Here is a 21,751-nt window from a genome sequence, read left to right as displayed (position 1 = left end):
GTCCAGAGAGGCACCCAGCACAGATGAGCGACAACGGACCGGTGCAGGTCAGGTGCCCCGTGCTGAACGTACGCAGAGTGGACGCCTACTACGCCATCACCGTCGTCGCCCCGGGTATAGCCGAACGGTTCCGCTCCGGGCAGTTCGTCTCGGTGGCGGTCGGAGGCGACCACTCCAGCACCCTGTTGCGCCGACCCTTCGCCATTCACGACGTCAAACCCGACTACGGCGGCACCGTCGAGTTCCTGTTCGCGGTGCGCGGCAGCGGGACCGCGTGGCTGGCCGAACGAAGATCACGCGACCTGCTGGACGTGGTGGGTCCGCTGGGCCGACCGTTCCCCCTGCCCCGGGATCCGGTCAACTGCGTGCTCGTGGGCGGGGGGTCGGGGAGCGCCCCGCTGTTCCCCCTGGCCCAGTCGCTGCGGCGGCGCGGCTGCCGGGTGGACTTCGTCCTGGGCGCCGCCTCGGCGGACCGCGTGTTCAGCGCGATCACGGCCCGACGCATCGCCGAGACCGCCGAGTTCACCACCGACGACGGTTCCTTCGGGACCCGTGGGCGCGTCACCGACGTGCTGGGCCGGGTGATCGAGAGCGCGCGGTCCGACGCGGTGTACGCCTGCGGACCCATGCCGATGCTGCGCGCCGTGACCCAGGTGGGCAGCGCCCACGGCGTCCCCGTGCAGGTGGCGGTCGAGGAGACCATGGCCTGCGGCATCGGGATCTGCATGACCTGTGTCATCCCGGTGGTGGGGGAGGACGGCATCACCAGGATGGTGCGCTCCTGCGTGGACGGGCCCGTCTTCCGGGGCGAGCAGGTGCGCTTCGACGACGCCGGCAGCATCCCGTTCGACGCGTTGGGCGCACCCGGTTGGAAGGGGTCGGGTGCCTCCCGTGTGGTGGAGCCGACCCGCGACATCGCCTGACCGCACCACCACACCGATGAGTCACCCCAGGCCCCGGGCGCTCGGCGCCCGGGCGACCACGAGCGAGCGAAAACACGTGAACGCAGACCTCAGGACCAGGCTGGGCTCCCTGAAACTCCCCAACCCGGTGGTCACCGCCGCCGGGTGCGCGGGGTCGGGACGCGAACTGGCGCAGTTCTTCGACGTGGCGGAGATCGGCGCCGTCACCACCAAGTCGGTCATGTTGGAGCCCCGTGCCGGACGCCCGGCACCGCGCATGGCGGAGACCCCGAGCGGGATGCTCAGCACCACGGGCCTCCAGGGGCCGGGGGTGGACGTGTTCCTCCAACGGGACCTGCCGTGGCTGTTGTCCCGGGGCGGTCGGGCGATCGTGTCGATCGCCGGATCCGGGGTGGGCGAGTTCGGCGAGCTGGCCCGCCGGGTCTCGGAGGCCGAGGGCGTGGACGCCATCGAGGTCAACCTGTCCTGTCCCGACCCCGCCGACCCGACCGGACGGCACTTCGCGGACGACCCGGTCCAGGCCGCCGCCGTCGTGCAGACGGTGCGTTCGCACGCGCGCTCGGACCTGCCGGTGCTGGCCAAGCTCGCCGCCGACGTACCGGACGTGGTGAAGCTGGCCGAGGCGTGCGTCGGCGCCAGAGCCGACGGGCTCACCATGATCAACACCCTGCGGGGGATGAGCGTGGACACCCGCACGCTGCGCCCCGCCGTGGCCGGGGGGATGGGCGGGCTCTCCGGTCCGGCGATCCGCCCGTTGGCGGTCGGATGCGTCTACCGGGTCCACGAGGCGCTGCCCCACGTGCCGATCGTGGGCGTGGGCGGCGTGCGCACCGGCACCGACGTCCTGGAGTTCATGGCGGCCGGGGCGAGCGCCGTGGCGGTGGGGACGGTGAACTTCTCCGACCCCTCCGCGTGCACCCGGATCCTCCGTGAGTTCACCGAGGCTCTGTACGCACGGGGCGTGTCCAAGGCCGCGAAGGTCGTCGGAGCGGCGCACCGCTCTGGGCTGTGACGGACGGGTCACCGGACCACAAGGCTCTGACCGGCCTGAATCGCGTTGAGATGGCTCTGTGTGGCCGAACGGGTGCTCCGGGCATATCGGGCACGGCCGCGGGGTCGGCGTCCGCCTGTGGCCGTTTGGGCGGCCGTTACGGGGAAGTGACGTGGATCGGGCGCATGAAGCGCTCGATCCTGGGAATCGCACACCTAGCGGTGTGCACATGACAGTGGATGTGCATTCGTAAGCACGTTCGTGAGAACGGCGGCGAGTGCCGGACCCCGCGCTCCGGCCGGGTCACACGATTGGAGAGACCGACATGACCGCGCCTTCCGCGCCCATCGCCGTCGCCATCGATGCGGGCGACATCGAGACGGCGGCCACCTGGGCCTCCGCCGTGGCCCCGCACGTGAGCACGGTGAAGGTAGGTCTGGAGCTGTACCTGCGCTACGGGCCCGACGTGATCAGCGCGGTGCGCGGCGCCAACCGCGTGGGGGTCTTCCTCGACCTCAAGCTGCACGACATCCCGGCCACCGTCGCGGGCGCCGCCCGCAGCGTGGCCGGTCTGCGCCCCTCGATCCTGACCGTGCACGCCGGTGGGGGAGCGGACATGGTCCGGGCCGCGGTCGAGGCGGCCCCGGAGACCCGGATCGCGGCGGTGACGGTGCTCACCTCGATGAACGAGGCGGACCTGGAGCAGGTGGGGCTGCTCGGTCCGGCGCGGGACGCGGTGCGGCGTCTGTCGGTGCTCGCGGTGGGCGCGGGGGCGCGGGCGCTGGTGTGCTCCCCGCACGAGGTCGCGTCGATCCGCGCGGAGGTCGGGCCGGACGTCACCCTCATCACCCCGGGGGTACGGCCGATCGGCGCGGACAAGGGCGACCAGTCCCGGGTCGCGACCCCGGAGGAGGCGATCGAGGCGGGGGCGGACCTGCTCGTCATCGGTCGGCCGATCACCCGTGCGCCGGACCCCGGTGCCGCGGCGGCCTCCATCGCTGCGGCGGTGCGACGGGCCGGGGCCCGTGTCTGAAATCCGGCCGTCGGGTCCGGGGCCCGTGTGCTGCGCCGATTCGGGGTGGTTCGTGTCATTGGTCCCGGAACCTTCGCGTACGTCCCATCACTCACAGTTGTGGATCACGGACGGTCACCAAATAGGCGTGTCCAAAACCCGTCAGTCATGGCAAAGGGTGACCCGGGTCACCCCTCCGTGACCTGCGCTGGTCGCGCGCTTCACCTGCTCGGCAACCGGGACCAAAGTCCTGATTTTCGTCTCTGACCGCAATGGGATGATTACGCTGAGTAGTTCCTTCAACGAAATAGCCCTTGAAAGGGCACTTTACGTTGCCTAACAGGGGTCAGACCTACTAACTTGCGCAGGCGTCCGCCCTCTACAAACGAGTAGAAATCCGAGGTGACCCGGCGTGGCCCTTCCTCCCCTCACACCCGAGCAGCGCAGCGCGGCTCTCGAGAAGGCCGCCAAGGCCAGAAAAGAGCGCGCGGAGGTCAAGAACAAGCTCAAGAACGGCGGCATCTCGCTGTCCGAGGTGCTGTCCAACGGCCTCAAGGACGACGTCATCGGCAAGATGAAGGTTTCGGCTCTGCTCGAATCCCTTCCCGGTGTCGGCAAGGTCCGTGCGAAGCAGATCATGGAGCGGCTCAACATCGCCGAGTCGCGCCGTGTTCGGGGTCTGGGCACCAACCAGCGTGCCGCCCTGGAGAGCGAGTTCGGCGACCTCACCAAGTAGCGCTCGGTAACCCGGCGCAGCAGCCGAACACCGGGCGTCGCGTCCCCCCACAGACGCGCGACGAGCCCCCGCACCCGGTGGGGTCTCATCGGTGAGAAGCACGATCCGCGGCCGTGGTCGGCGGACGGAGCGTTGGCCCCAGGTCACGCCCCGTCCGCCGCACCGCGGCCCGGTGGTATAAAGGGAGCTTCCCGCGGCCGTACGCGGCGCGCCCGTCGGCGGCCGTGCGAGCCGCCCGCGCGGTGCCGCGCCGGACCGCGCCCGGCGGACTGCCGGACCCACCGCGCGGCGAACACGCCGAATGGAAGCCTGATCTCACATGCCTGCGCAGAACGCGGACCCCGCCCGCCCCGTCGCGAAACGGTTGACCGTCCTGTCCGGCCCCTCGGGTGTGGGCAAGAGCACGGTCGTCGCGCACCTGCGAGAGGCCGACCCCCAGGTGTGGTTGTCGGTGTCGGTGACCACGCGCCGACCCCGCCCCGGTGAGTGCGACGGCGTTCAGTACCACTTCGTCTCCGACGAGGAGTTCGACCGCCTCATCGCCGAGAACGAACTGCTGGAGTGGGCCCAGTTCGCCGGCAATCGCTACGGCACCCCGCGCGGCCCCGTCGTGGAACGCCTCGACGCCGGCACCCCCGTCCTGTTGGAGATCGAACTCCAGGGCGCGCGCCAGGTCCGCGATTCCATGTCCGACGCCCTGCACGTCTTCCTCGCCCCGCCCTCGTGGGAGGAACTGGTGCGCCGGCTCACCGGCCGCGGCACCGAGAGCGAGGAGGTCATCCAGCGCAGGCTGGAGGTGGCCAAGGTCGAGCTGGCGGCCGAGAAGGAATTCGACACGACCCTGGTCAACACGTCCGTACAGGGCGTGTGCGATGAGCTGCTAGCGTTGATGACCGCGCCCAAGGTGTGATAGCGGCCGCGCCGACGACCGGCGGCGGCGCCCCACCCGGGCCCCGAGAATCGTCCCATCCAACCAACGTCACGGCTTGTCGACGAGCCGGAGACCGTCCCTGGGGGTAACAAAGTGGCTGGTACCGAGCCCGTCGCCGAAGGCATCACCAACCCGCCGATCGATGACCTGCTGGAGCTGGTCGACAGCAAGTACAGCCTGGTCACCATGGCCTCGAAGCGGGCCCGTCAGATCAACGCCTACTACGCCCAGCTGGGCGAGGGCCTGCTGGAGTACGTGGGCCCGCTGGTGGAGACCCAGGTCCAGGAGAAGTCCCTGTCCATCGCCCTGCGCGAGGTCAAGTCCGGCCTGCTCACCGCCGAGCCGTACGAGGGCAGCTGAGCCCACGCCCCACCGAGGGCACCGAGCGCGCCCGTCGCACCCCCGTCCGGGGCGTGCGGCGGGCGCGTCCTGGTAGAACACTGGTGTGAGTGACACACAATCCCTTCCCCAGGTGGTCCTCGGCGTCGGTGGCGGCATCGCCGCCTACAAGGCGTGTGAGCTGCTGCGCCGTCTGACCGAGTCCGGCCACCGCGTCCGTGTCGTGCCCACCGCCGAGGCCCTGCGCTTCGTCGGCGAACCGACCTGGGCCGCCCTGTCCGGGCAGCCCGTCGACACCGGGGTGTGGGACCGGGTCCATGAGGTCCCCCACGTGCGGATCGGCCAGTCGGCGGACCTGGTGTTCGTCGCCCCGGCCACCGCGAACATCCTGGCCAAGGCCGCGGCCGGACTCGCCGACGACCTGCTGACCAACACCCTGCTCACCGCCCGTTGTCCGGTCGTGTTCGCCCCGGCCATGCACACCGAGATGTGGGAGCACCCCGCCACCCAGGCCAACGTGGCCACGCTGCGTGCGCGCGGCGCGATCGTCCTGGACCCGGCGGTGGGGCGCCTGACCGGTGCCGACACCGGCCGCGGTCGGCTCCCCGAACCGACGGAGCTGTTCGAGGCGGCCCGCCTGGTGCTGCGACGCGGCGTCGGCGGGACCGACCTGGCCGGACGGCGCGTGGTCATCTCAGCAGGGGGCACCCGCGAGGCCATCGACCCGGTCCGATTCATCGGCAACCACTCCTCTGGACGGCAGGGGTACGCCCTGGCTCGCACCGCCGCCGCACGCGGCGCCGACGTGACACTGGTCGCCGCCAACGTGTCCCTGCCCGATCCGGCCGGGGTGGACCTGGTACGGGTCTCCTCCGCGGTGGAACTGGCCGAGGCGATGGAGGCCGAACGTCGGGGCGCCGACGCCGTCGTGATGACCGCGGCCGTCGCCGACTTCCGACCGGTCACCAGCGCCGCCTCCAAGATCAAGAAGTCCGGGTCCGCCCCGGCCCCCATCGAACTGGTCGAGAACCCCGACATCCTCGCCGGACTCGTCACCACCCGAGAGCGGGAGGGCGAGGCCCAGACCATCGTGGGGTTCGCGGCCGAGACCGACGACGTGATCCCCAACGGTCGCGCCAAGCTGGCCCGCAAGGGGTGCGATCTGCTCGTGGTGAACCAGGTCGGCGGCGGGCGCGCGTTCGGTACCGACGACAACCAGGCGACCGTGCTCGCCGCCGACGGCGCCGTCGTGGACATTCCCACAGGTCCGAAGGAGGATCTGGCCGATCGGGTCTGGGATCTGGTGGCGGAACGCCTGCCCGCACGCGTCCGTTGAAGGCACTGTCACCGCCCACGCGGAGACCGCGGCGTGTTCACCGGGGCCGTCGCGGACAAATCCCTTCGTCTCCAGGCTGGCGTCCTACCGCCTGGTACGGCACACTGCGAACGGGCCCGTACGCGATCAACCAGGTCGTCCGTCCGGTGCCCGTTCCCACCAGTCCCGATACAGTGGACCGATAACCAACCGCGTCGGTCGGTATTGACCGCCCTCGGCAGGAAGCCGGGGACGGGCGAGACCGCGCCGACCATGTCAGCCAGCAGCCGCTGCAAGGAGTCACGACACGTGTCCCGCCGCCTTTTCACCTCCGAGTCGGTCACCGAAGGCCATCCCGACAAGATGGCCGACCAGATCAGTGACGCGATCCTCGACGCCATGCTCACCACCGACCCCCGCAGCCGGGTCGCGGTCGAGACGCTGATCACCACCGGTCAGGTCCACATCGCGGGCGAGGTCACCACCCAGACCTACGTCGACATCCCCGCCATCGTGCGCGAGAAGATCCTGGAGATCGGATACGACTCCTCCGCCAAGGGGTTCGACGGTGACTCCTGTGGGGTCAACGTCTCCATCGACGCGCAGTCCCCCGACATCGCCCAGGGCGTCGACACCGCCTACGAGGCCCGTGTCGACCGCGAGGAGGACGTCCTCAACCGCCAGGGCGCGGGCGACCAGGGCCTGATGTTCGGTTACGCCAACCGCGAGACCCCCGAGCTCATGCCGCTGCCGATCAAGCTGGCGCACGCGCTCGCCGAGCGGCTCGCGCAGGTGCGTCGGGACGGCACCGTGCCCTACCTGCGTCCCGACGGCAAGACCCAGGTCACCGTGGAGTACGAGGGCCAGACCCCGGTCCGACTGGACACGGTCGTCGTCTCCAGTCAGCACTCCGCCGACATCAACCTCGACGAGATGCTCACCCCGGACATCCGTGAGCACGTCATCGAGCCGGTCGTGGCCGCCTACGGCCTGGAGTCCGACGACTACCGTCTCCTGGTCAACCCGACCGGTCGCTTCGAGATCGGCGGCCCGATGGGCGACGCCGGTCTGACCGGCCGCAAGATCATCGTGGACACCTACGGTGGCTACGCCCGCCACGGTGGCGGTGCCTTCTCCGGCAAGGACCCGTCGAAGGTGGACCGCTCGGCCGCCTACGCCACCCGCTGGGTCGCCAAGAACATCATCGCCGCCGAGCTGGCCGAGCGCGCCGAGGTCCAGGTGGCCTACGCGATCGGCAAGGCCCACCCGGTCGGTGTGTTCATCGAGACCTTCGGGACCGAGAAGGTCGCCCCGGAGCTCATCGAGAAGGCCGTCAAGGAGGTCTTCGACCTGCGTCCCGCCGCCATCGTGCGCGACCTGGACCTGCTGCGTCCGATCTACTCCACGACCGCCGCCTACGGGCACTTCGGTCGTGAGCTGGAGCAGTTCACCTGGGAGCGCACCGACCGCGCCGCCGCGCTGCGGTCGTTCGTCGGCGCCTAGGAGAACATCCCCGAGGGGGCGCGCGGCCGGGCCCCGGCCGCGCGCCCCCTCCGTGTGTTCATCGGACATTTCTCCCGCATGGCTCCCACGCTGAATGACTACTCAGTGTTATGAAATATGTACTTTGAGTCATAGTCGTGTCGCGTCGCGAGGGAGAACACCATGGCCCTGCCATCGGCGGTGTCGGCGGTCGGTCTGGCCGCGCTGATCGCCCTGCCCGGGCAGCCGGCCCCGGAGGACGAGGGCCCGGTGCCCGGTGCCGGCAGTCTGCACGTCACCGTCGAGGAGCGGTCCGAGGAACGTCTCGGGGTCGGTGACCGGGTGGAGTACACCATCAGGGTGCGCAACGCGGGGTACGAGGCCGTGCCCGGAGCCGAGGTCGTGCAGTTCCTGCCGGAGTCCATGCGCTACGTCTCCGGGGCCCCGGAGGGCGTCGAGACCGGACTGGCCGTCTGGGAGCGCCCCCTGGAACCGGGGGAGCGGGAGGTCCTGACCGTGACGGCCGAGGTCGCGGCGCTGCCCGAGCGGGGTGTGCAGCCCGTCTCCACGGTCTGCCTGCGCCCCTCCGCCGACGCGGAGCTCGCCTCGTGCAGCGCCAGTGTCCACCTGGTGCACCGACAGGTGCCCGTGGCCTGGGTGGTGGCGGGCGTGGTGCTGTCGTTGTCCGTGGCACTCGGTGTCGGCGGCTACCTGCGTCACCGCCGCAAGCGCGGTCCCGGGCCGGAGCCGGAGCCGACGATGCCCGAGGACCACGGGCCGGAGACGGTGCCCGAGGACCACGGGCCGGAGACGGTGCCCGAGGACCCCACGGTCCCGGGACGGGCGCCCGTCTACCACCTGGACGCGCGCCGCTGAGGCGCACGGGCGCAGGCGTGCCCCCGGCCCCGGCCGTGCTCCGGTGTCGGGGGCGCGCCGTTCACCTCGACGGCCCACCCCGGCCCGGGGCCGAGCGTGTCCGATGACGATCACCGCACCCGAGGGGCCACCGCCCGGACGTGGGCGCCGGGTCCGCGCGTTCGCCCGGGGAACCCGAAGCGGCGCGCGACCGGCCGACCCTGACGGGCGACCTCGCCCACGAGGCCGACCGCGCAGCCCCACGGCGGTCCGGCCAGGTCCGGCTCGACCCGACGCCCGCACGCGAACGGGCCGCACCCCCGTTTCCGAGGATGCGGCCCGCGGCCGTCACTGCGCCGAGCGGCCTCAGCTCATCTCGTCGAGAGCCTTCTCCGCCTCGGCCAGCCAGGAGCGGCGCGCCTCGAGAGCGGCCTCGTGCTCCTTGATCCGGCGGGCGTCGCCCGCGGCCCGGGCCTTCTCCAGCTTGGCCTCCAGACCCTGGATCGCCGTCGACAGCTGGTCGACGGTGTCCTTGGCGCGAGCACGGGCCTCGGGGTTGGTGCGCTCCCACTCGGCGTCCTCGGCCCGGCGCACACCGTCCTCGATCTGCCGGAAGGCGCCCTCCAGCTTGTCGCGCGTGTCACGCGGCAGCTCGCCGGCCTCCTCCCAGGCCTCCTGGAAGTCGCGCAGACGGGCACGGGCGCGGCGCGGGTCGGTGATCCCGGAGATCTCCGACCGGGCCTCGGCCAGGATCTTCTCCTTGGCGTCGGCGTTGACCCGCAGCTCGGCGTCGCGTTCGGCGAAGGCCGCGTTACGCGCGTCGAAGAACGTGTCCTGGGCGGCCTTGAACCGGCCCCACAGCTTGTCCTCACTGGCCCGGTCGGCGCGGCCGCCGGCCTTCCACCGCTGCATCAGGTCGCGGTAGGCGCGGGCGGTGGGGCCCCACTCGGTGGAGCCGGACAGCGCCTCGGCCTCGGCGACGATCCGCTCCTTCTCGCCGCGCACTCCCTCGCGCTGCTGGTCCAGGTTGGCGAAGTAGGCCTTGCGCCGCTTGGAGAAGGAGTTGCGCGCCGCCGACATGCGCTTCCACAGCGCCTGCTCGGTGGGGCGGTCGGCCCGGGGGGCCTTCTTCCACTCCTCGATCAGCTGGAGCATCCGCTCGCCGCCGGACTTCCAGTGGGTCGTCTCGACGGCGACGCGCTCGGCCTCGGCGACGATCCGTTCCTTGACCTCGCGGGCCTGGCCGCGGGCCTGCTCCTGGGCCTGCTTCTGCTCGACCTTGCGCTCCTCGGCGCGGCCGGCCAGAGCGTCCAGTCGCCCCATGAGGGACTCCAGGTCACCGACGGCGTTGGCGTCCTTGACCGACTCACGGAGCTTGTCGATGCTGCTCATCGCGGCCGACGCCGACAGGTCGGTGCTGCGCAGCCGCTTCTCCAGCAGCTCCACCTGGGTCACGAGCGCGTCGTACTTGTTCCGGTAGAAGGTCAGGGCCTCCTCCGGCGCACCCGCCTGCCACGATCCGACGACCCGCTCGCCATCACCTGTGCGCACATAGACCGTGCCGTCGTCGTCTACGCGGCCCCAAGGGTCCGTGGTCACCGTGTCCTCCTGCTGTCGTGAACCCGGCCGGGGTGGGGTCGGGTTCGGGTCGTCGCGGCGGCGTCCGGCCTCTGCGTGAGGGGAAACCACCGTGCCCTGCACGATATCCCCACGTTCCGGCGGACAACGACGCGCCGTGTTCAACGTCTGCGCAGAACTTCGGGTCTGCTTTTCGTCTCCGCGTCGTCGGTCCGATCCGGATGCCTCGGGAAGGAGACGCAGGTCGAGGGCCTCGACGTACACGGTGACGGTCACCAATATGGCATTATCACGCGGTTCAGCAAAGAGTCCGAGCGCGCGCGGTGATCGAATGGTGATCAAACGCCTTCTCCTATGTGCTTTTCGGTTCGCCGCCCCTCCTCCCTCTCGGTAGGCTCTGTTCGACGGCACCGTGGCGCCCCGCGCTCCGGCAGCTCCGCACCGACCACGACCGCCCAGGAACAGGACGACCACCGCCGTGCTCATCGCCGCACTACCCTCCGGGCCCCTCGCCGCGAACTGCTACGTGCTCGCTCCGGCCCCGGGCGGCGACTGCGTCATCGTCGACCCCGGTCAGGAGGCCTCGGCCCAGGTCGCCAAGGTCCTGGCCGAACACGACCTGACCCCGGCCGCGATCCTGCTCACACACGGGCACTTCGACCACGTGTGGTCCGCACCCGAACTCGCCGAGGCCCATGAGGTGCCGGTGTACCTGCACCCGGCCGACCACGGTCTGCTCACCGAACCCGCCGCCGGCGTGGACGCCGGTTTCGCGGCGCAGCTGCAGATGTTGTTGGGCCCGGGCCCCTACCCGGTGCCCCCGGACCTGCGCGAGGTCGCCGGCGATCAGACCCTGGCCCTGGCCGGCGTCGAGTTCGCGGTCGAGCACACTCCCGGCCACACCCCCGGGTCGGTCGTGTACACGGTGACCGCCGAGGACGGGGACCCGGTCATGTTCGCCGGCGACCTCGTCTTCGCCGGATCCATCGGCCGCACCGACTTCCCCGGCGGTGACGCCGCCGAGATGAACCGCAGCCTCGCCTCCGCGGTCCTGGGACGCCCCGACGCCACGCGGATCCTGCCCGGCCACGGGCCCGGCACCACCGTGGAGCGCGAGCGTGCCACCAACCCGTACCTGCGCGACATCGCCGGTTGACCCCGAGTCCGCACCGGCCCACCCCGCGGGAACGACATGACCTTCGAGCAGGACCGCAGCGTCGACCGCCGTAGTGCGGGCCCTCGCCCGTACGACGGACGAGATATCCGCACCGGATCCCCGCGCGAAGCGGGTTCCGGTGGTCTCCACACCCCACCGACCGACCCCGTGGCACGGGGACCGCGTCGGGCGGTGTGCACAGGATCGGCCCGTACCCCTGCGCAGGTCGGGCACACTTGACATGAACGAAGACGCTGAAGGAGAAGTTCGTTGATCCGCACGCATGAGGCAGGTGCGCTGCGCGCCGAGAACGCCGGCGCGACCGTCGTCCTGGCCGGCTGGGTGGCCCGCCGCCGCGACCACGGTGGCGTGGTCTTCCTCGACCTGCGCGAGGCCTCCGGGGTGGTGCAGGTCGTCGTCCGTGAGGACGACCTCGCCCACGACCTCCGCGCCGAGTACTGCATCAAGGTCACCGGCTCGGTCCGTGTCCGTCCCGAGGGGAACGAGAACCCCGAGATCCCCACCGGTTCGGTCGAGGTCGTCGCCGACGAGATCGAGGTGCTCAGCGAGGCGGCCCCGCTGCCGTTCCAGCTGGACAGCGCCGCCGACGTCGCCGAGGAGACCCGGCTGCGCTACCGCTACCTCGACATCCGTCGCGACGAGATGGCCGAGAACCTGCGGGTGCGCTCCAAGGCGACCTACATCGCCCACGAGACCATGCGCGACCTGGGTTTCACGTACGTCGAGACGCCGTACATGACCCGGTCCACCCCCGAGGGCGCCCGTGACTTCCTGGTCCCGGTCCGTCTGCAGCCGGGCCACTGGTACGCGCTGCCGCAGTCCCCGCAGCTGTTCAAGCAGCTGCTCATGGTCGCCGGTATGGAGCGCTACTACCAGCTCACCCGCTGCTTCCGTGACGAGGACCTGCGCGCCGACCGCCAGCCCGAGTTCACCCAGATCGACCTGGAGATGAGCTTCGTCGACGAGGAGGACCTCTTCGCCGTCGGTGAGAAGCTCTTCACCCGTCTGCTGCGCGAGGTCCGCGACGTCACGCTGCCCGAGCGGTTCCCGCGCATGACGTACGCCGAGGCGATGGACCGCTTCGGCTCGGACAAGCCGGACCTGCGCTTCGGCAACGAGCTGGTCGAGATGACCGGGTACTTCGCCGACACCACGTTCCGGGTCTTCAAGGCCCCCTACGTGGGCGCCGTGGTCATGCCGGGCGGTGCCGGGCAGACCCGCAAGGAACTCGACGCCTGGCAGGAGTGGGCGCGCTCGCGCGGCGCGAAGGGTCTGGCCTACGTGCTGGTCCAGGAGGACGGCACCCTGGGTGGTCCGGTCGCCAAGAACCTGTCCGACGCCGAGCGTGAGGGCCTGGTCGCCGAGGTCGGCGCCGCCCCCGGTGACGCGATCTTCTTCGGGGCGGGCAAGCGCTCCGACAGCCAGGAACTGCTGGGCGCGGCCCGCCTGGAGATCGGCCGTCGCTGCGACCTGATCGACACCTCCCGCTGGGAGATCCTGTGGATCACGGACATGCCCCTGTTCGAGGAGGCGGACGAGGAGGGCTCCTGGAAGCCGGTCCACCACCCCTTCACCGCTCCGGCGGCCGAGGACGAGGGCGACTTCCAGGACCACCCCGGCACCACGAACTCGCGCGCCTTCGACCTCGTGCTCAACGGGTACGAGCTGGTGTCGGGTTCGATCCGTATCCACCGCGCCGAGATGCAGCAGCGCGTGTTCGACACGATCGGTCTGACCAAGGAGGAGGCCGAGTCCAAGTTCGGCTTCCTGCTGGAGGCGTTCAAGTTCGGCCCGCCTCCGCACGGCGGTCTGGCCGTGGGCTGGGACCGGATCATCATGCTGCTGGCCGGTCAGCCCACGATCCGCGAGGTCATCGCCTTCCCCAAGACCGCGTCGGGCGGTGACCCGCTGACCGGGGCACCCACGCCGATCACCGAGGCCCAGAGGGCCGAGGCCGGTGTGGACGTGGACCCGGAGGCCGAGAAGGCGGAGAAGGCCGGATAGGCGTCACGGATCCTCTGAGCGGGGCGGCGCGCGGGTCCACCCGCGCGCCGCCCCGTCGTCGTGGGGGAGAGGGCGGGATCGTGGCCCGTCAGCGCTTGCCCGCGCCGCACTGTTGGCAGCAGATGTCTTCGTCTTCGGGGTTGCGGTGGCTACAGAGCGGACAGGTCCAGTTGAGGGTGGTGGGTCCGGGAGCGGGGTGGCCGGTGACAGTGTCCATGAGCGTCCTCGGGGGTCGGCGAGTTCTCCGCTGCAGTTTCGGTGCCCGCAAAGTCACCCCTTTGAACTTTCCACATTCGGTCACCGGGCGGAAAGCGGCGATGAACCCACCAAAGCACCCGTGGGTTGTGGCGGGGTCGCTCGACCGCGGATGCGGTCGGGCCCGTCATCCCCTACCGTTGGGGGCGAATCACCCTCCCGCGCCGCGCATGGCACACGTCCTGGAACGACATCGGTGCACCGGCGGAACCGGCCCGTAGCGGGCCCGGAGGGGAGGGAGCGCGTTCGAGCGCCACCGGATCACGCGAGCGTAACGATTCACGCTCCGGAGTCGTCCGGGAGGGAACCCGAGGACGGCGCCGGCCGTGCGGACACCGCCGTAACGGCGTGAGCGTCGAGGGGTTCGACGAGGTGGCGCGGTCGAAGGCGACCGGGAATCATCTGCCCGCTCCGGTCCTTACCCGGACCGGGTCTGCTTTCGGACACTACAATGAGCCGAATCGGAACGTTCCAGGGGTGACCGTGCCTGTGCACGGGTGTGACGTCCGAGACGACATGAGGATGAGTCATACGTGAACGGAAAACGTGCTTCAGGCGATGGCTCCGAGGCCGCGCTCGCGGGGGCTTTCCGCCATGCGCCCGAGCCCTTGGCCCTCACCGGGGCGGACGGTGCGATTCGGCACGCCAACCTCGCGTTCACCGAGCTGTTCGGTCGCACCGCCGCCGAACTCGCCGGCACGTTCTGGTTCGACCTCCTGGAGGGGGACGAGGTCGACCAGGGGGCGCGTCTGCACCGTGACGCCCTCGACGGCGACGTCCGCCGCGCCCGCCTGCACCTGGCCGTCACCGACCGGGCCTCCCGGTTGGCCGAGGTCGAGGCGCGTCCGGTCCGTCCCGAGACCGACCACGACACCGTCGTGCTCCTGGTCCACACCCTCTCCACCGAGGAGGCGGACCTGCGGGTCGTCGGTGACCTGCGCACCGACAACTCCGACTCCGTGCTGTGGAGCCTGGACCTGAGCAACGGTCGCATCCGTGAGCTGTTCGGCCCCACACCCCTCGGCGCGCTCCTGGCCGGCAACGACTGCGCCCTGGAGAACATCCTGGAGCGCATCCACCCCGACGACACCGCCCGCGTACGCGACGCCATGTCGGCATCCCTGGCCGGGCGCGACTACGAACAACGCTTCCGTGTCTTCGACCGCCTCGGCGACGAACGCTCCCTCCACGTGCGCGCCCGGTTCGTCCCCGGCACCCCCGACCGCCTCGTCGGGATCGTCGACGACGTCACCGAGCACGTCCAGTTGGTCCGTCGGCTGGCCGATCGCCGCCGCACCGAGGCCGAGCACGGTCGTCTGGTCACCGAGCTCTCCTCCAAGCTCGTGTCCGCCACGACCGTCGACAAGGTCATGGACCTGCTCAGTGAGGAGTTCCTGCCGATCTTCGGCGGCTTCCACGCGAGCGCCCTCTACGTCGAGGAGGGGGTGCTGCGCGCCTCGCCCAACGCCCCCGACCGGGGCAGCAACATCAGCCGGATCGACGGGCGCCGCGCCGACGACACCGACTACCCGATGGGCGCGGTCATCCAGGACCGCCAGCCCCGGTTCTTCGAGAGCCGGGCCGAGATCGTCAGCCGCTTCCCCGCCGCCGCGGAGATGTTGCGTTCGATCCGCGGCCAGGCCTGGGCCACCGTGCCGATCTTCGGTGACGGCAAGGTCTCCCTGGGCGTGTGGCAGATGGTCTGGGACCGGCCCCACCACGCCAGTCGTGACGAGCGCGCGCTCATGCTCACCTTCGCCGGGCTCGCGGGGCAGGCCCTGCAGCGGATCAAGGCGCAGCAGGCCGAACTGGAACTGGCCGACGCCGTCCAGCGCCGCATGCTGCCCCGCCAGGTCGCCAGCTTCCCGGACATGGACATCGCCACCAAGTACCTGCCCTCGCGGGCGGAGTGGCGGATCTGCGGTGACTTCTACGACGTCATCGAACTGCCCGACAACAAGGTCGGGCTCCTGGTCGGCGACGTGCAGGGCCACGGTGTGGAGGCGGCCGCCGCCATGGGCCAGATCCGTGTGGCCTTCCGTGCCTACGCCTCCAACCAGTCCGACCCCGGTGTCGTCCTGGGGGAGACCAACCGGTTGCTCACCGAGACGGGCGAGATCGTGTTCGCCACCTGTGGCTACCTGGTGGTCGACCGGGAGAACGGCGTCATGCAGGCCGCCTGGGCCGGACAGCCCCCGGCGGTACTCGCCTCCCAGGGCGCCTACGAGCTCTGGTCGCCCGAGACCGGGCCTCCCCTGGGGGTGCTGCCCGACACCGAGTACACCGTCACCACCCGGGTCCTGGCCCCCGGCAGCACACTGCTGCTGTGCTCGGACGGGCTCGTGGAGAGCTCGGACGTGCCCATGCAGGACGGTCTGGCCCAGGTGGGCGCGGCGCTGGCCGAGCACGGGGAGAACCCCAAGGCCGCCGCGCAGGTCCTCGCGGAGATGGCGCCCGCAGGGCGCGGCGACGACATCGCCCTGCTCATCACCCGGATGATCCCGCGCGCCACGCCACCGCCCGAGCAGGCCGAGAGCCCGGAGAACCTGTCGGTCCCCTCCCACTGATCCCGGACCGTCCCCGGCCTCGCCTACCCTGGACGGGTGTCCGAAACACTGTTCGACGATGCCGGGGCCGAGGCGGCCAAGGGACAGGAACCGCTGGCCGTGCGCATGCGGCCGCGCACCCTCGACGAGGTCGTGGGCCAACGTCACCTCCTGGGGGAGGGCAGTCCGCTGCGCCGCCTGGTCGAGGACGACGCGCCCATGTCCGTGTTCCTGTGGGGCCCGCCCGGTACCGGCAAGACCACCCTGGCGACCGTGGTCAGCCGGGTCACCAAGCGCAGGTTCGTGGAGCTGTCGGCGGTCAACGCCGGGGTCAAGGACGTGCGCGCCGTCGTCGATGAGGCCAAGCGCCGCATGGGCATGAACGGCACCCGCACGCTGCTCTTCGTGGACGAGGTCCACCGGTTCAACAAGACCCAGCAGGACGCCCTGTTGCCGGCGGTGGAGAACCGTTGGGTCAGCTTCATCGGCGCCACCACCGAGAATCCCTTCTTCTCCGTGGTCAGCCCCCTGTTGTCGCGGTCCCTGCTGCTGTCCCTGGAATCCCTCGACGACGGCGACATCACGGCTCTGGTGGACCGTGCCCTGACCGAGGAACGCGGACTGGACGGCCGCTACACCCTCAGCGAGCAGGGGGCCGAGCACCTCGTCCGGTTGGCCGGGGGAGACGGGCGCCGGTCCCTCACCTACCTGGAGGCGGCGGCCCTGGTGGCGGGGCCTCCCGCCGCCGCGCCGGTGGAGATCACCGCCGACCACGTCGAGCGCGCCGTCGACCGCCACGCGGTCCGCTACGACCGCTCCGGCGACCAGCACTACGACGTCATCAGCGCCTTCATCAAGAGCATGCGCGGTTCGGACGCCGACGCCGCCCTGCACTACCTGGCCCGCATGGTGGAGGCGGGGGAGGACCCCCGCTTCATCGCCCGCAGACTCATCGTGCACGCCAGCGAGGACGTGGGCATGGCCGACCCCACCGCGCTGCAGACCGCGGTCGCCGCCGCGCAGGCCGTCGAGTTCATCGGCATGCCCGAGGCGCGCATCAACCTGGCGCAGGCGGTCATCCACATCAGTCTGGCCCCCAAGTCCAACGCCGTCATCACCGCGATCGACGAGGCCATGGCGGACGTGCGCGCGGGTCGCGCCGGTCCGGTCCCCGCCCACCTGCGCGACGCCCACTACAAGGGCGCCGCCGACCTGGGACACGGGAAGGGCTACCGCTACGCGCACGACTATCCCGGCGGGGTCGCCCCGCAACGCCACGCCCCGGACGGGCTCACCGAACGCGAGTACTACCGTCCCACCCGACACGGGACCGAACGGCGGCTGACGGAGGTCCTGGACAGGATCAAGGGCGTGCTGCGGGGCGGGGGCCGCTGAGGCCGGTCCCGCCGCCACCGCGCGGCGGGACCCTGACGGGCCGACCGACTCAGTCGGCGAACAGCTCCGTGACCTGGACGACCTCCCGGGGGCCGTCGCCCTCGTGGTCCTCGGCGAAGGTGATCTCCACGATCACCACGGGCCCCCAGGTCAGATAGTCCTGGAAGTCGTTACCGGTCAGTTCCCAGGTCCCGCGCCCCTCCTCGTCGAGGAAGACATGGTCGTCGGCGGCACAGAACTTGGCGCACAGCACCTCGGCGTCGGGACGGACGACCACCTCCGAGGGGTCACCGTCCTCCTCCCACTCCGCGGCCCAGGTCTCATGGTCGGGCACCCCCTGACCGCGGGGGACCTCCCCCTCACGGGTGACCGGTGTGTACACCCAGGAACGTGCGTCCTGTCCGGGCTCGGGCTCGTCCTGCTCGGCGGGGTCGAAGCGGGCCACCAGTGTGGGCGGCTGCTCCACCTCCTCGTCGACACCGACCTCCTCGGCCGGTGTCGCGTCGTTGTCGTCGGCCACCGGGCCGGCATCGGCGCCGCCGCCGAGCAGCCGACCGACGCCCCAGATCCCTCCGCCGATCAACACCGCGCCCACCACGGCGGCCCCGACCACCAACAGCGTCCGCGTGCGTCGCCGTTCTGGCCCGCCGCCCTCCAACCGGATCACCTCGGGGACCCGGGCCGGTGGTTCGACCGCGTGCCACTCCCGCTCCAGGATCCGGCTGATCTCCTCACGGTCGCCCGGCGCCGGTGGGGTGTCGTCCTCACCGTTCTCCCGCTGCCACACCGCGATGACCGCGCCGATCACCTCGCGCAGGCTGGGCCTGCGTTCGGGGTTCGGGTCCAGGGCGCGCCCCACCACGGGGCGCAGTCCCTTGGTCAGCCCGTCCAGGTCGAAGGAGCCCGCGGCCACGCGCTGCGCGATCTCCTCGGGCTCGCCCGGGCCGAAGGGCAGGCGTCCGGTCCCGGCGAAGGCCACCACCGCCGCCCAGGCGAACACGTCCGCGGACGTGGTGGGCGCTCCGCCCCGGTACCGCTCCGGGCTCATCCAGGTCGCCCCGGAACCGCGCAGCCGCTCGGAGTCCGCGGCGATGGCGCACTCCATGATGTGCGGGCCGTGCGACTCCAGGATGATCTCGCTGGGGCGCAGGGAGCCGTGGGACACCCCGCGCGCGTGCAGGGAGGACAGGCCCTCGGCCAACCCGATCGCCAGGGCGACCAGCTTGCCGATCCCGAGGCCGCCCCTCTTGGTGACGAAGTGGGACAGCCGTTCCCCGGCCAGGTAGGGCATGGACATCCACGGGGGTTCGGCGTCGGTGTCGAACGCCAGCGGGACCACCACCCGTTTGGGGTCGGCCGCCGCCATGTTCCGCAACCGCTGGTCGAGACCCGCGTAGGCGCCGGGTGCGTCGAGTTCGGGGGCCTTGAGACCCTTCACCGCGACCAGACGGTCGCCGGTGTTGTCGGAGGAGGTGTCCACGGCGGCGTAGACGGTGCCGGTGGACCCCTGACCGAGGCGTCCCAGGACGAGATAGGGACCGATCCGCGACGGGTCGTCCGGGTACAGGGGGGCGAGGTCCGGTGGAACCAGTACAGAGATCTCTCGAGGAGAGCGAGGGCTCATGGGTGTCCTGTCGGTGCTTCCGGTGGAAGGCGGGTGGCATGGTGTCCCGACATCGTAGTGAACATCCTGCTGTGTAGGGATTGTCGCGGATCGCGACGGTTCCCGTCGATCCCCGTGACCCTCCGCGGCCCCGAGGTGACGGTGTCCGGCCCGACCTCGTACGCTCCGTTCACAGGCACACCGTGGCGTGTCCGCGCGGTCGACCGATGGACACGATAGGGTCGGCCGAAACCGGCACGTCCCCGGCCCCGGCCGGGCCCCACGATGTCCCGTGACCGGGAGCCCGACCCGGCGCAGTCGTCGGTTCCCCACCCCCGTGTGGTCCGCGCGCGCCTCGCGGCGCGTGCGCACACCCTCGAAGCAATCCTGCTATCTGCCTACGGAGCCTCAATGCTGACCGGAGGAGAGGTCGCCGCGCTCGTCGCCGCGGTGGTCTGGGCGGTGCTGGCCACGTTCCTGTGCGTGGCGCTCGTCAAACTGATCAAGCTCATCAACGAGACCACCAAGGTCGTCTCCGAACTGGGCGAACGTACCCCGCCGCTGCTGGACGACGTGGCCTCCACCGTCGAGCGCACCCACACCTCGCTGGACCGGGTCGAGGAGATCACGGCCAACGTGCAGGCGTCCTCCGAGGACGTCTCCACGATGACCGCGCTCACCCGCTCGGTGTTCACCGGACCGCTCGTGAAGATCGCCTCGTTCTCCTACGCGATGCGCCGGGTGCTGGGGCGTCGCAAGGCCCTGGCGGTGATGCGCGGACACCGCCGGAAGGAGACCCCGTGATCGGCCGACTGTTCTACCTCGCCGCCGGAGCCGCCGTGGGCGGTTACGTGGTACATCGTGTCCACCGTGCCCGTCAGGCCTGGACCCCGGGAGGCATCGCCGACCGGGTCGAGTACCGGGTCGGCGCGTACAAGGGCGCCCTGCGCGAACTCAACGAGGACCTGGCCGAGGCCGTACGGGAGGAGGAGGCCGAACTCCTCCGGCACTACGCGCCCACGTACAGGACCCCCGCCGTGCGCGGTGAGGACGGCCCCGACGCGGTCGGCAGATGACCCTCGGTGGCCGGCGGCGGGAGGGATCACCGCCGGATGACCCGAACCCTCACCTGAAGTGACGCGCGCTGGGTAGGGGTCCTCCAGAGGGTTCGGGCACATCCGAGAAGGAGACGGAGGTCCGCCATGTACCCGCCGCAACGACCCAACGACCCTTACGCGCAAGGCCCCGCCCCGACCGGCACCGGCCCGGCGGCACCGTCGCCGAGGATGCCCGGGAGCGCCGTCACCGTGCGGGTCCTGATGTTCATCGGGGGAGCGTGCGGGCTGCTGCTCGGCCTGCTCTTCTGGGCGATCGCCGGCCTGACCACCGCGGGAGGCCGGGTCGGTCAGGAGGTCCTGATGGGCATGCAGAACGCCGGCATGCCGTTGTCGGCGGCCGAGGCCGGGCTGCTCCTCGGTGTCGCGGGCGCCATCCCGCTCGTCTACGGCGTGGTGTCCGTCGTTCTCGCCTCCCTGCTGGGCCGGCGCAGCGTCGGCGTCATGTGGGCGACCGTGATCTTCCAGGCGCTGGCCGCCCTGGTGCTCATCATCGCCCTGGTGAACGGCGGGTTCGGCTCGGTCATCCCGCTGTTCTTCGCCGTCGGCATGATCGTCCTGATGGTCCTGCCCATCACGCGCGCCTTCTACGAGGACAGGCCCACCGAACCCGGGTACCCCGCGCCGCCCGGATACGCCACGGGTCACTGAGCCCGCCCACGCGTCGCGGGGCCCGGACCGACGGACCGATCCCCGCGACGCTCGCGCGCCCCGGGCCTCGACGTTCGTGTTCCCGCCGTGCGCCTCAGTAGGGTGCGAGGAGACGGCTCCCACCCACGACACTGCGAGGCACGCACGTGTATCCCCCCTCCGGGTCGGACTACCCTTCGCCCCCCCAAGGGTCGGGCCAGGGGTATCCGGCACCCTCCGGCCGGTTTCCTCCGCCGCCACCACCGCCACCACCTCCGCCCATGAGGTCGGGGCCACCGATGACGGCCTACCAGCGCCCCGACGTCCTGCCGGGGCCGGCGCACACGGTCCGCACCCTCATGTCCATCGGCGGTCCCATCGGTATCGTCATCGGCCTGCTCCTGGGCACCATGATGCTGCTCATCATCGGGGGTCTCACCGCCCTGGAGACGCTCTCCGAGGCCACCGACGGGCAGGTGGCCCCGTTGATGGGGGGCGTCGGCGCCGTGGGGCTGGCCTTCGCGCTCATCCCGCTCGTCTACGGCATCGCCTCGACCACGCTCGCCCGCCTCATGAGGCGTCGCTCCCGGCGCGTCTTCTGGGGTGTGGTCGTGTTCAACGTCGTCGCCCTGGCGTTCCTCCTCCTGATGCTCCTCGGCGGCGACGGCCTGTCCGTGGTGCCGTTGGTCGTCCACTCCGTGATGCTCGGCCTCATGTTCGCGCCACGGGTGCGGGCCTTCTACGGTGTCTGACCGGTACCGACGACCGTCTGCGTGGGGCCCGTCGCGACGGGTCCCACGTCGCCTTCCTCCCCGTTCCCGGGGGGTTCGGCGGTCCTGCGCCGGTGTCCGACGGCGATAGCCT

At 71.1% G+C, this 21,751-nt stretch carries 20 protein-coding genes; 17 read left to right on the top strand and 3 right to left on the bottom strand.

Features of this window, described 5'->3' with window-relative positions:
• The first annotated feature begins 23 nt into the window (after positions 1-23).
• The 9 genes from DSY14_RS09395 (at position 24) to DSY14_RS09355 (ending at position 8,605) form a co-directional block, all read left to right on the top strand.
• Complete coding sequence (locus DSY14_RS09395; RefSeq protein WP_211716109.1) at positions 24-923, top strand: dihydroorotate dehydrogenase electron transfer subunit; 900 nt, start codon at positions 24-26, stop codon at positions 921-923.
• Positions 924-999: 76 nt separating this feature from the next.
• Entirely contained in the window at positions 1,000-1,935 is a 936-nt protein-coding gene (locus tag DSY14_RS09390; RefSeq protein ID WP_211716105.1) for a dihydroorotate dehydrogenase, read from the top strand.
• 304 nt (positions 1,936-2,239) lie between these two features.
• Positions 2,240-2,947, top strand: coding sequence for an orotidine-5'-phosphate decarboxylase (pyrF, locus tag DSY14_RS09385; protein WP_211716104.1), 708 nt, complete (start codon positions 2,240-2,242; stop codon positions 2,945-2,947).
• A gap of 391 nt (positions 2,948-3,338) precedes the next feature.
• A complete protein-coding gene (gene mihF / locus DSY14_RS09380; RefSeq protein ID WP_017546565.1) occupies positions 3,339-3,662 on the top strand; it encodes an integration host factor, actinobacterial type in 324 nt (107 codons plus the stop codon).
• A 319-nt stretch (positions 3,663-3,981) separates the two neighbouring features.
• Positions 3,982-4,572 (top strand): guanylate kinase, encoded by a 591-nt coding sequence (gmk, locus tag DSY14_RS09375; RefSeq protein ID WP_211716103.1) that lies wholly within the window; start codon positions 3,982-3,984, stop codon positions 4,570-4,572.
• A 114-nt stretch (positions 4,573-4,686) separates the two neighbouring features.
• Positions 4,687-4,953: a DNA-directed RNA polymerase subunit omega gene (gene rpoZ / locus DSY14_RS09370; RefSeq protein ID WP_211716102.1), complete on the top strand. Its 267-nt coding sequence runs from the start codon at positions 4,687-4,689 to the stop codon at positions 4,951-4,953.
• Positions 4,954-5,065: 112 nt separating this feature from the next.
• Complete coding sequence (gene coaBC, locus DSY14_RS09365; protein ID WP_211716108.1) at positions 5,066-6,268, top strand: bifunctional phosphopantothenoylcysteine decarboxylase/phosphopantothenate--cysteine ligase CoaBC; 1,203 nt, start codon at positions 5,066-5,068, stop codon at positions 6,266-6,268.
• Between the two features lie 288 nt (positions 6,269-6,556).
• Positions 6,557-7,750 (top strand): methionine adenosyltransferase, encoded by a 1,194-nt coding sequence (gene metK / locus DSY14_RS09360; protein WP_211716101.1) that lies wholly within the window; start codon positions 6,557-6,559, stop codon positions 7,748-7,750.
• Between the two features lie 162 nt (positions 7,751-7,912).
• Positions 7,913-8,605 (top strand): DUF6479 family protein, encoded by a 693-nt coding sequence (locus tag DSY14_RS09355; RefSeq protein ID WP_211716100.1) that lies wholly within the window; start codon positions 7,913-7,915, stop codon positions 8,603-8,605.
• A gap of 345 nt (positions 8,606-8,950) precedes the next feature.
• Here the strand turns inward: DSY14_RS09355 and DSY14_RS09350 are convergent, their stop codons facing one another.
• Positions 8,951-10,183 (bottom strand): DUF349 domain-containing protein, encoded by a 1,233-nt coding sequence (locus DSY14_RS09350; protein WP_211716099.1) that lies wholly within the window; start codon positions 10,181-10,183, stop codon positions 8,951-8,953.
• A 457-nt stretch (positions 10,184-10,640) separates the two neighbouring features.
• On the opposite strand from DSY14_RS09350, the gene DSY14_RS09345 reads away from it, so the two are divergent.
• Both DSY14_RS09345 and aspS read left to right on the top strand, forming a co-directional pair.
• Positions 10,641-11,318 carry an MBL fold metallo-hydrolase gene (locus DSY14_RS09345; protein WP_211716098.1) on the top strand — a complete coding sequence of 226 codons (678 nt, stop codon included), beginning with the start codon at positions 10,641-10,643 and terminating at the stop codon, positions 11,316-11,318.
• Between the two features lie 270 nt (positions 11,319-11,588).
• Positions 11,589-13,343, top strand: a complete 1,755-nt coding sequence (gene aspS / locus DSY14_RS09340; protein WP_211716097.1) for an aspartate--tRNA ligase — start codon at positions 11,589-11,591, stop codon at positions 13,341-13,343.
• An 88-nt stretch (positions 13,344-13,431) separates the two neighbouring features.
• Here aspS and DSY14_RS29185 read toward each other — a convergent pair whose 3' ends face one another.
• Positions 13,432-13,560: a hypothetical protein gene (locus tag DSY14_RS29185; RefSeq protein WP_283091604.1), complete on the bottom strand. Its 129-nt coding sequence runs from the start codon at positions 13,558-13,560 to the stop codon at positions 13,432-13,434.
• Positions 13,561-14,131: 571 nt separating this feature from the next.
• Here DSY14_RS29185 and DSY14_RS09335 point away from each other — a divergent pair.
• Positions 14,132-16,165, top strand: coding sequence for a SpoIIE family protein phosphatase (locus DSY14_RS09335; RefSeq protein WP_211716096.1), 2,034 nt, complete (start codon positions 14,132-14,134; stop codon positions 16,163-16,165).
• Positions 16,166-16,201: 36 nt separating this feature from the next.
• On the top strand, positions 16,202-17,539 hold the full coding sequence (locus tag DSY14_RS09330) for a replication-associated recombination protein A (protein ID WP_211716095.1): 1,338 nt from the start codon (positions 16,202-16,204) through the stop codon (positions 17,537-17,539).
• Between the two features lie 49 nt (positions 17,540-17,588).
• Here DSY14_RS09330 and DSY14_RS09325 read toward each other — a convergent pair whose 3' ends face one another.
• Positions 17,589-19,163, bottom strand: a complete 1,575-nt coding sequence (locus DSY14_RS09325) for a protein kinase (RefSeq protein WP_211716094.1) — start codon at positions 19,161-19,163, stop codon at positions 17,589-17,591.
• A gap of 390 nt (positions 19,164-19,553) precedes the next feature.
• Here DSY14_RS09325 and DSY14_RS09320 point away from each other — a divergent pair, with 390 nt between their 5' ends.
• The 4 genes from DSY14_RS09320 to DSY14_RS09305 all read left to right on the top strand — a co-directional run bounded on the left by DSY14_RS09320 (position 19,554) and on the right by DSY14_RS09305 (position 21,639).
• Entirely contained in the window at positions 19,554-19,946 is a 393-nt protein-coding gene (locus DSY14_RS09320) for a DUF948 domain-containing protein (RefSeq protein ID WP_211716093.1), read from the top strand.
• Positions 19,943-20,218, top strand: a complete 276-nt coding sequence (locus DSY14_RS09315) for a hypothetical protein (RefSeq protein ID WP_211716092.1) — start codon at positions 19,943-19,945, stop codon at positions 20,216-20,218. The genes DSY14_RS09320 and DSY14_RS09315 overlap by 4 nt, the downstream gene beginning before the upstream one ends.
• 210 nt (positions 20,219-20,428) lie before the next feature.
• Positions 20,429-20,908, top strand: a complete 480-nt coding sequence (locus DSY14_RS09310; RefSeq protein ID WP_249187577.1) for a hypothetical protein — start codon at positions 20,429-20,431, stop codon at positions 20,906-20,908.
• 278 nt (positions 20,909-21,186) lie between these two features.
• Positions 21,187-21,639: a hypothetical protein gene (locus tag DSY14_RS09305; protein ID WP_211716090.1), complete on the top strand. Its 453-nt coding sequence runs from the start codon at positions 21,187-21,189 to the stop codon at positions 21,637-21,639.
• The last annotated feature ends 112 nt before the right edge of the window (positions 21,640-21,751 follow it).

It is taken from the genome of Nocardiopsis sp. MG754419, from assembly GCF_018207095.1.
Taxonomy (GTDB): Bacteria; Actinomycetota; Actinomycetes; order Streptosporangiales; family Streptosporangiaceae; genus Nocardiopsis.
Note: the sequence above shows the minus strand (reverse complement) of the source record. Positions and strands in the feature narration are given on the sequence as shown.

What these genes read in the sequence shown, in the direction of transcription:
- DSY14_RS09395 (WP_211716109.1), top strand. Translation starts at nt 24, where the DNA reads ATGAGCGACAACGGACCGGTGCAGGTCAGGTGCCCCGTGCTGAACGTA.
- pyrF (WP_211716104.1), top strand. Translation starts at nt 2,240, where the DNA reads ATGACCGCGCCTTCCGCGCCCATCGCCGTCGCCATCGATGCGGGCGAC.
- gmk (WP_211716103.1), top strand. Translation starts at nt 3,982, where the DNA reads ATGCCTGCGCAGAACGCGGACCCCGCCCGCCCCGTCGCGAAACGGTTG.
- DSY14_RS09355 (WP_211716100.1), top strand. Translation starts at nt 7,913, where the DNA reads ATGGCCCTGCCATCGGCGGTGTCGGCGGTCGGTCTGGCCGCGCTGATC.
- DSY14_RS29185 (WP_283091604.1), bottom strand. Translation starts at nt 13,560, where the DNA reads ATGGACACTGTCACCGGCCACCCCGCTCCCGGACCCACCACCCTCAAC.
- DSY14_RS09325 (WP_211716094.1), bottom strand. Translation starts at nt 19,163, where the DNA reads ATGAGCCCTCGCTCTCCTCGAGAGATCTCTGTACTGGTTCCACCGGAC.
- DSY14_RS09320 (WP_211716093.1), top strand. Translation starts at nt 19,554, where the DNA reads ATGCTGACCGGAGGAGAGGTCGCCGCGCTCGTCGCCGCGGTGGTCTGG.
- DSY14_RS09310 (WP_249187577.1), top strand. Translation starts at nt 20,429, where the DNA reads ATGCCCGGGAGCGCCGTCACCGTGCGGGTCCTGATGTTCATCGGGGGA.
- DSY14_RS09305 (WP_211716090.1), top strand. Translation starts at nt 21,187, where the DNA reads ATGACGGCCTACCAGCGCCCCGACGTCCTGCCGGGGCCGGCGCACACG.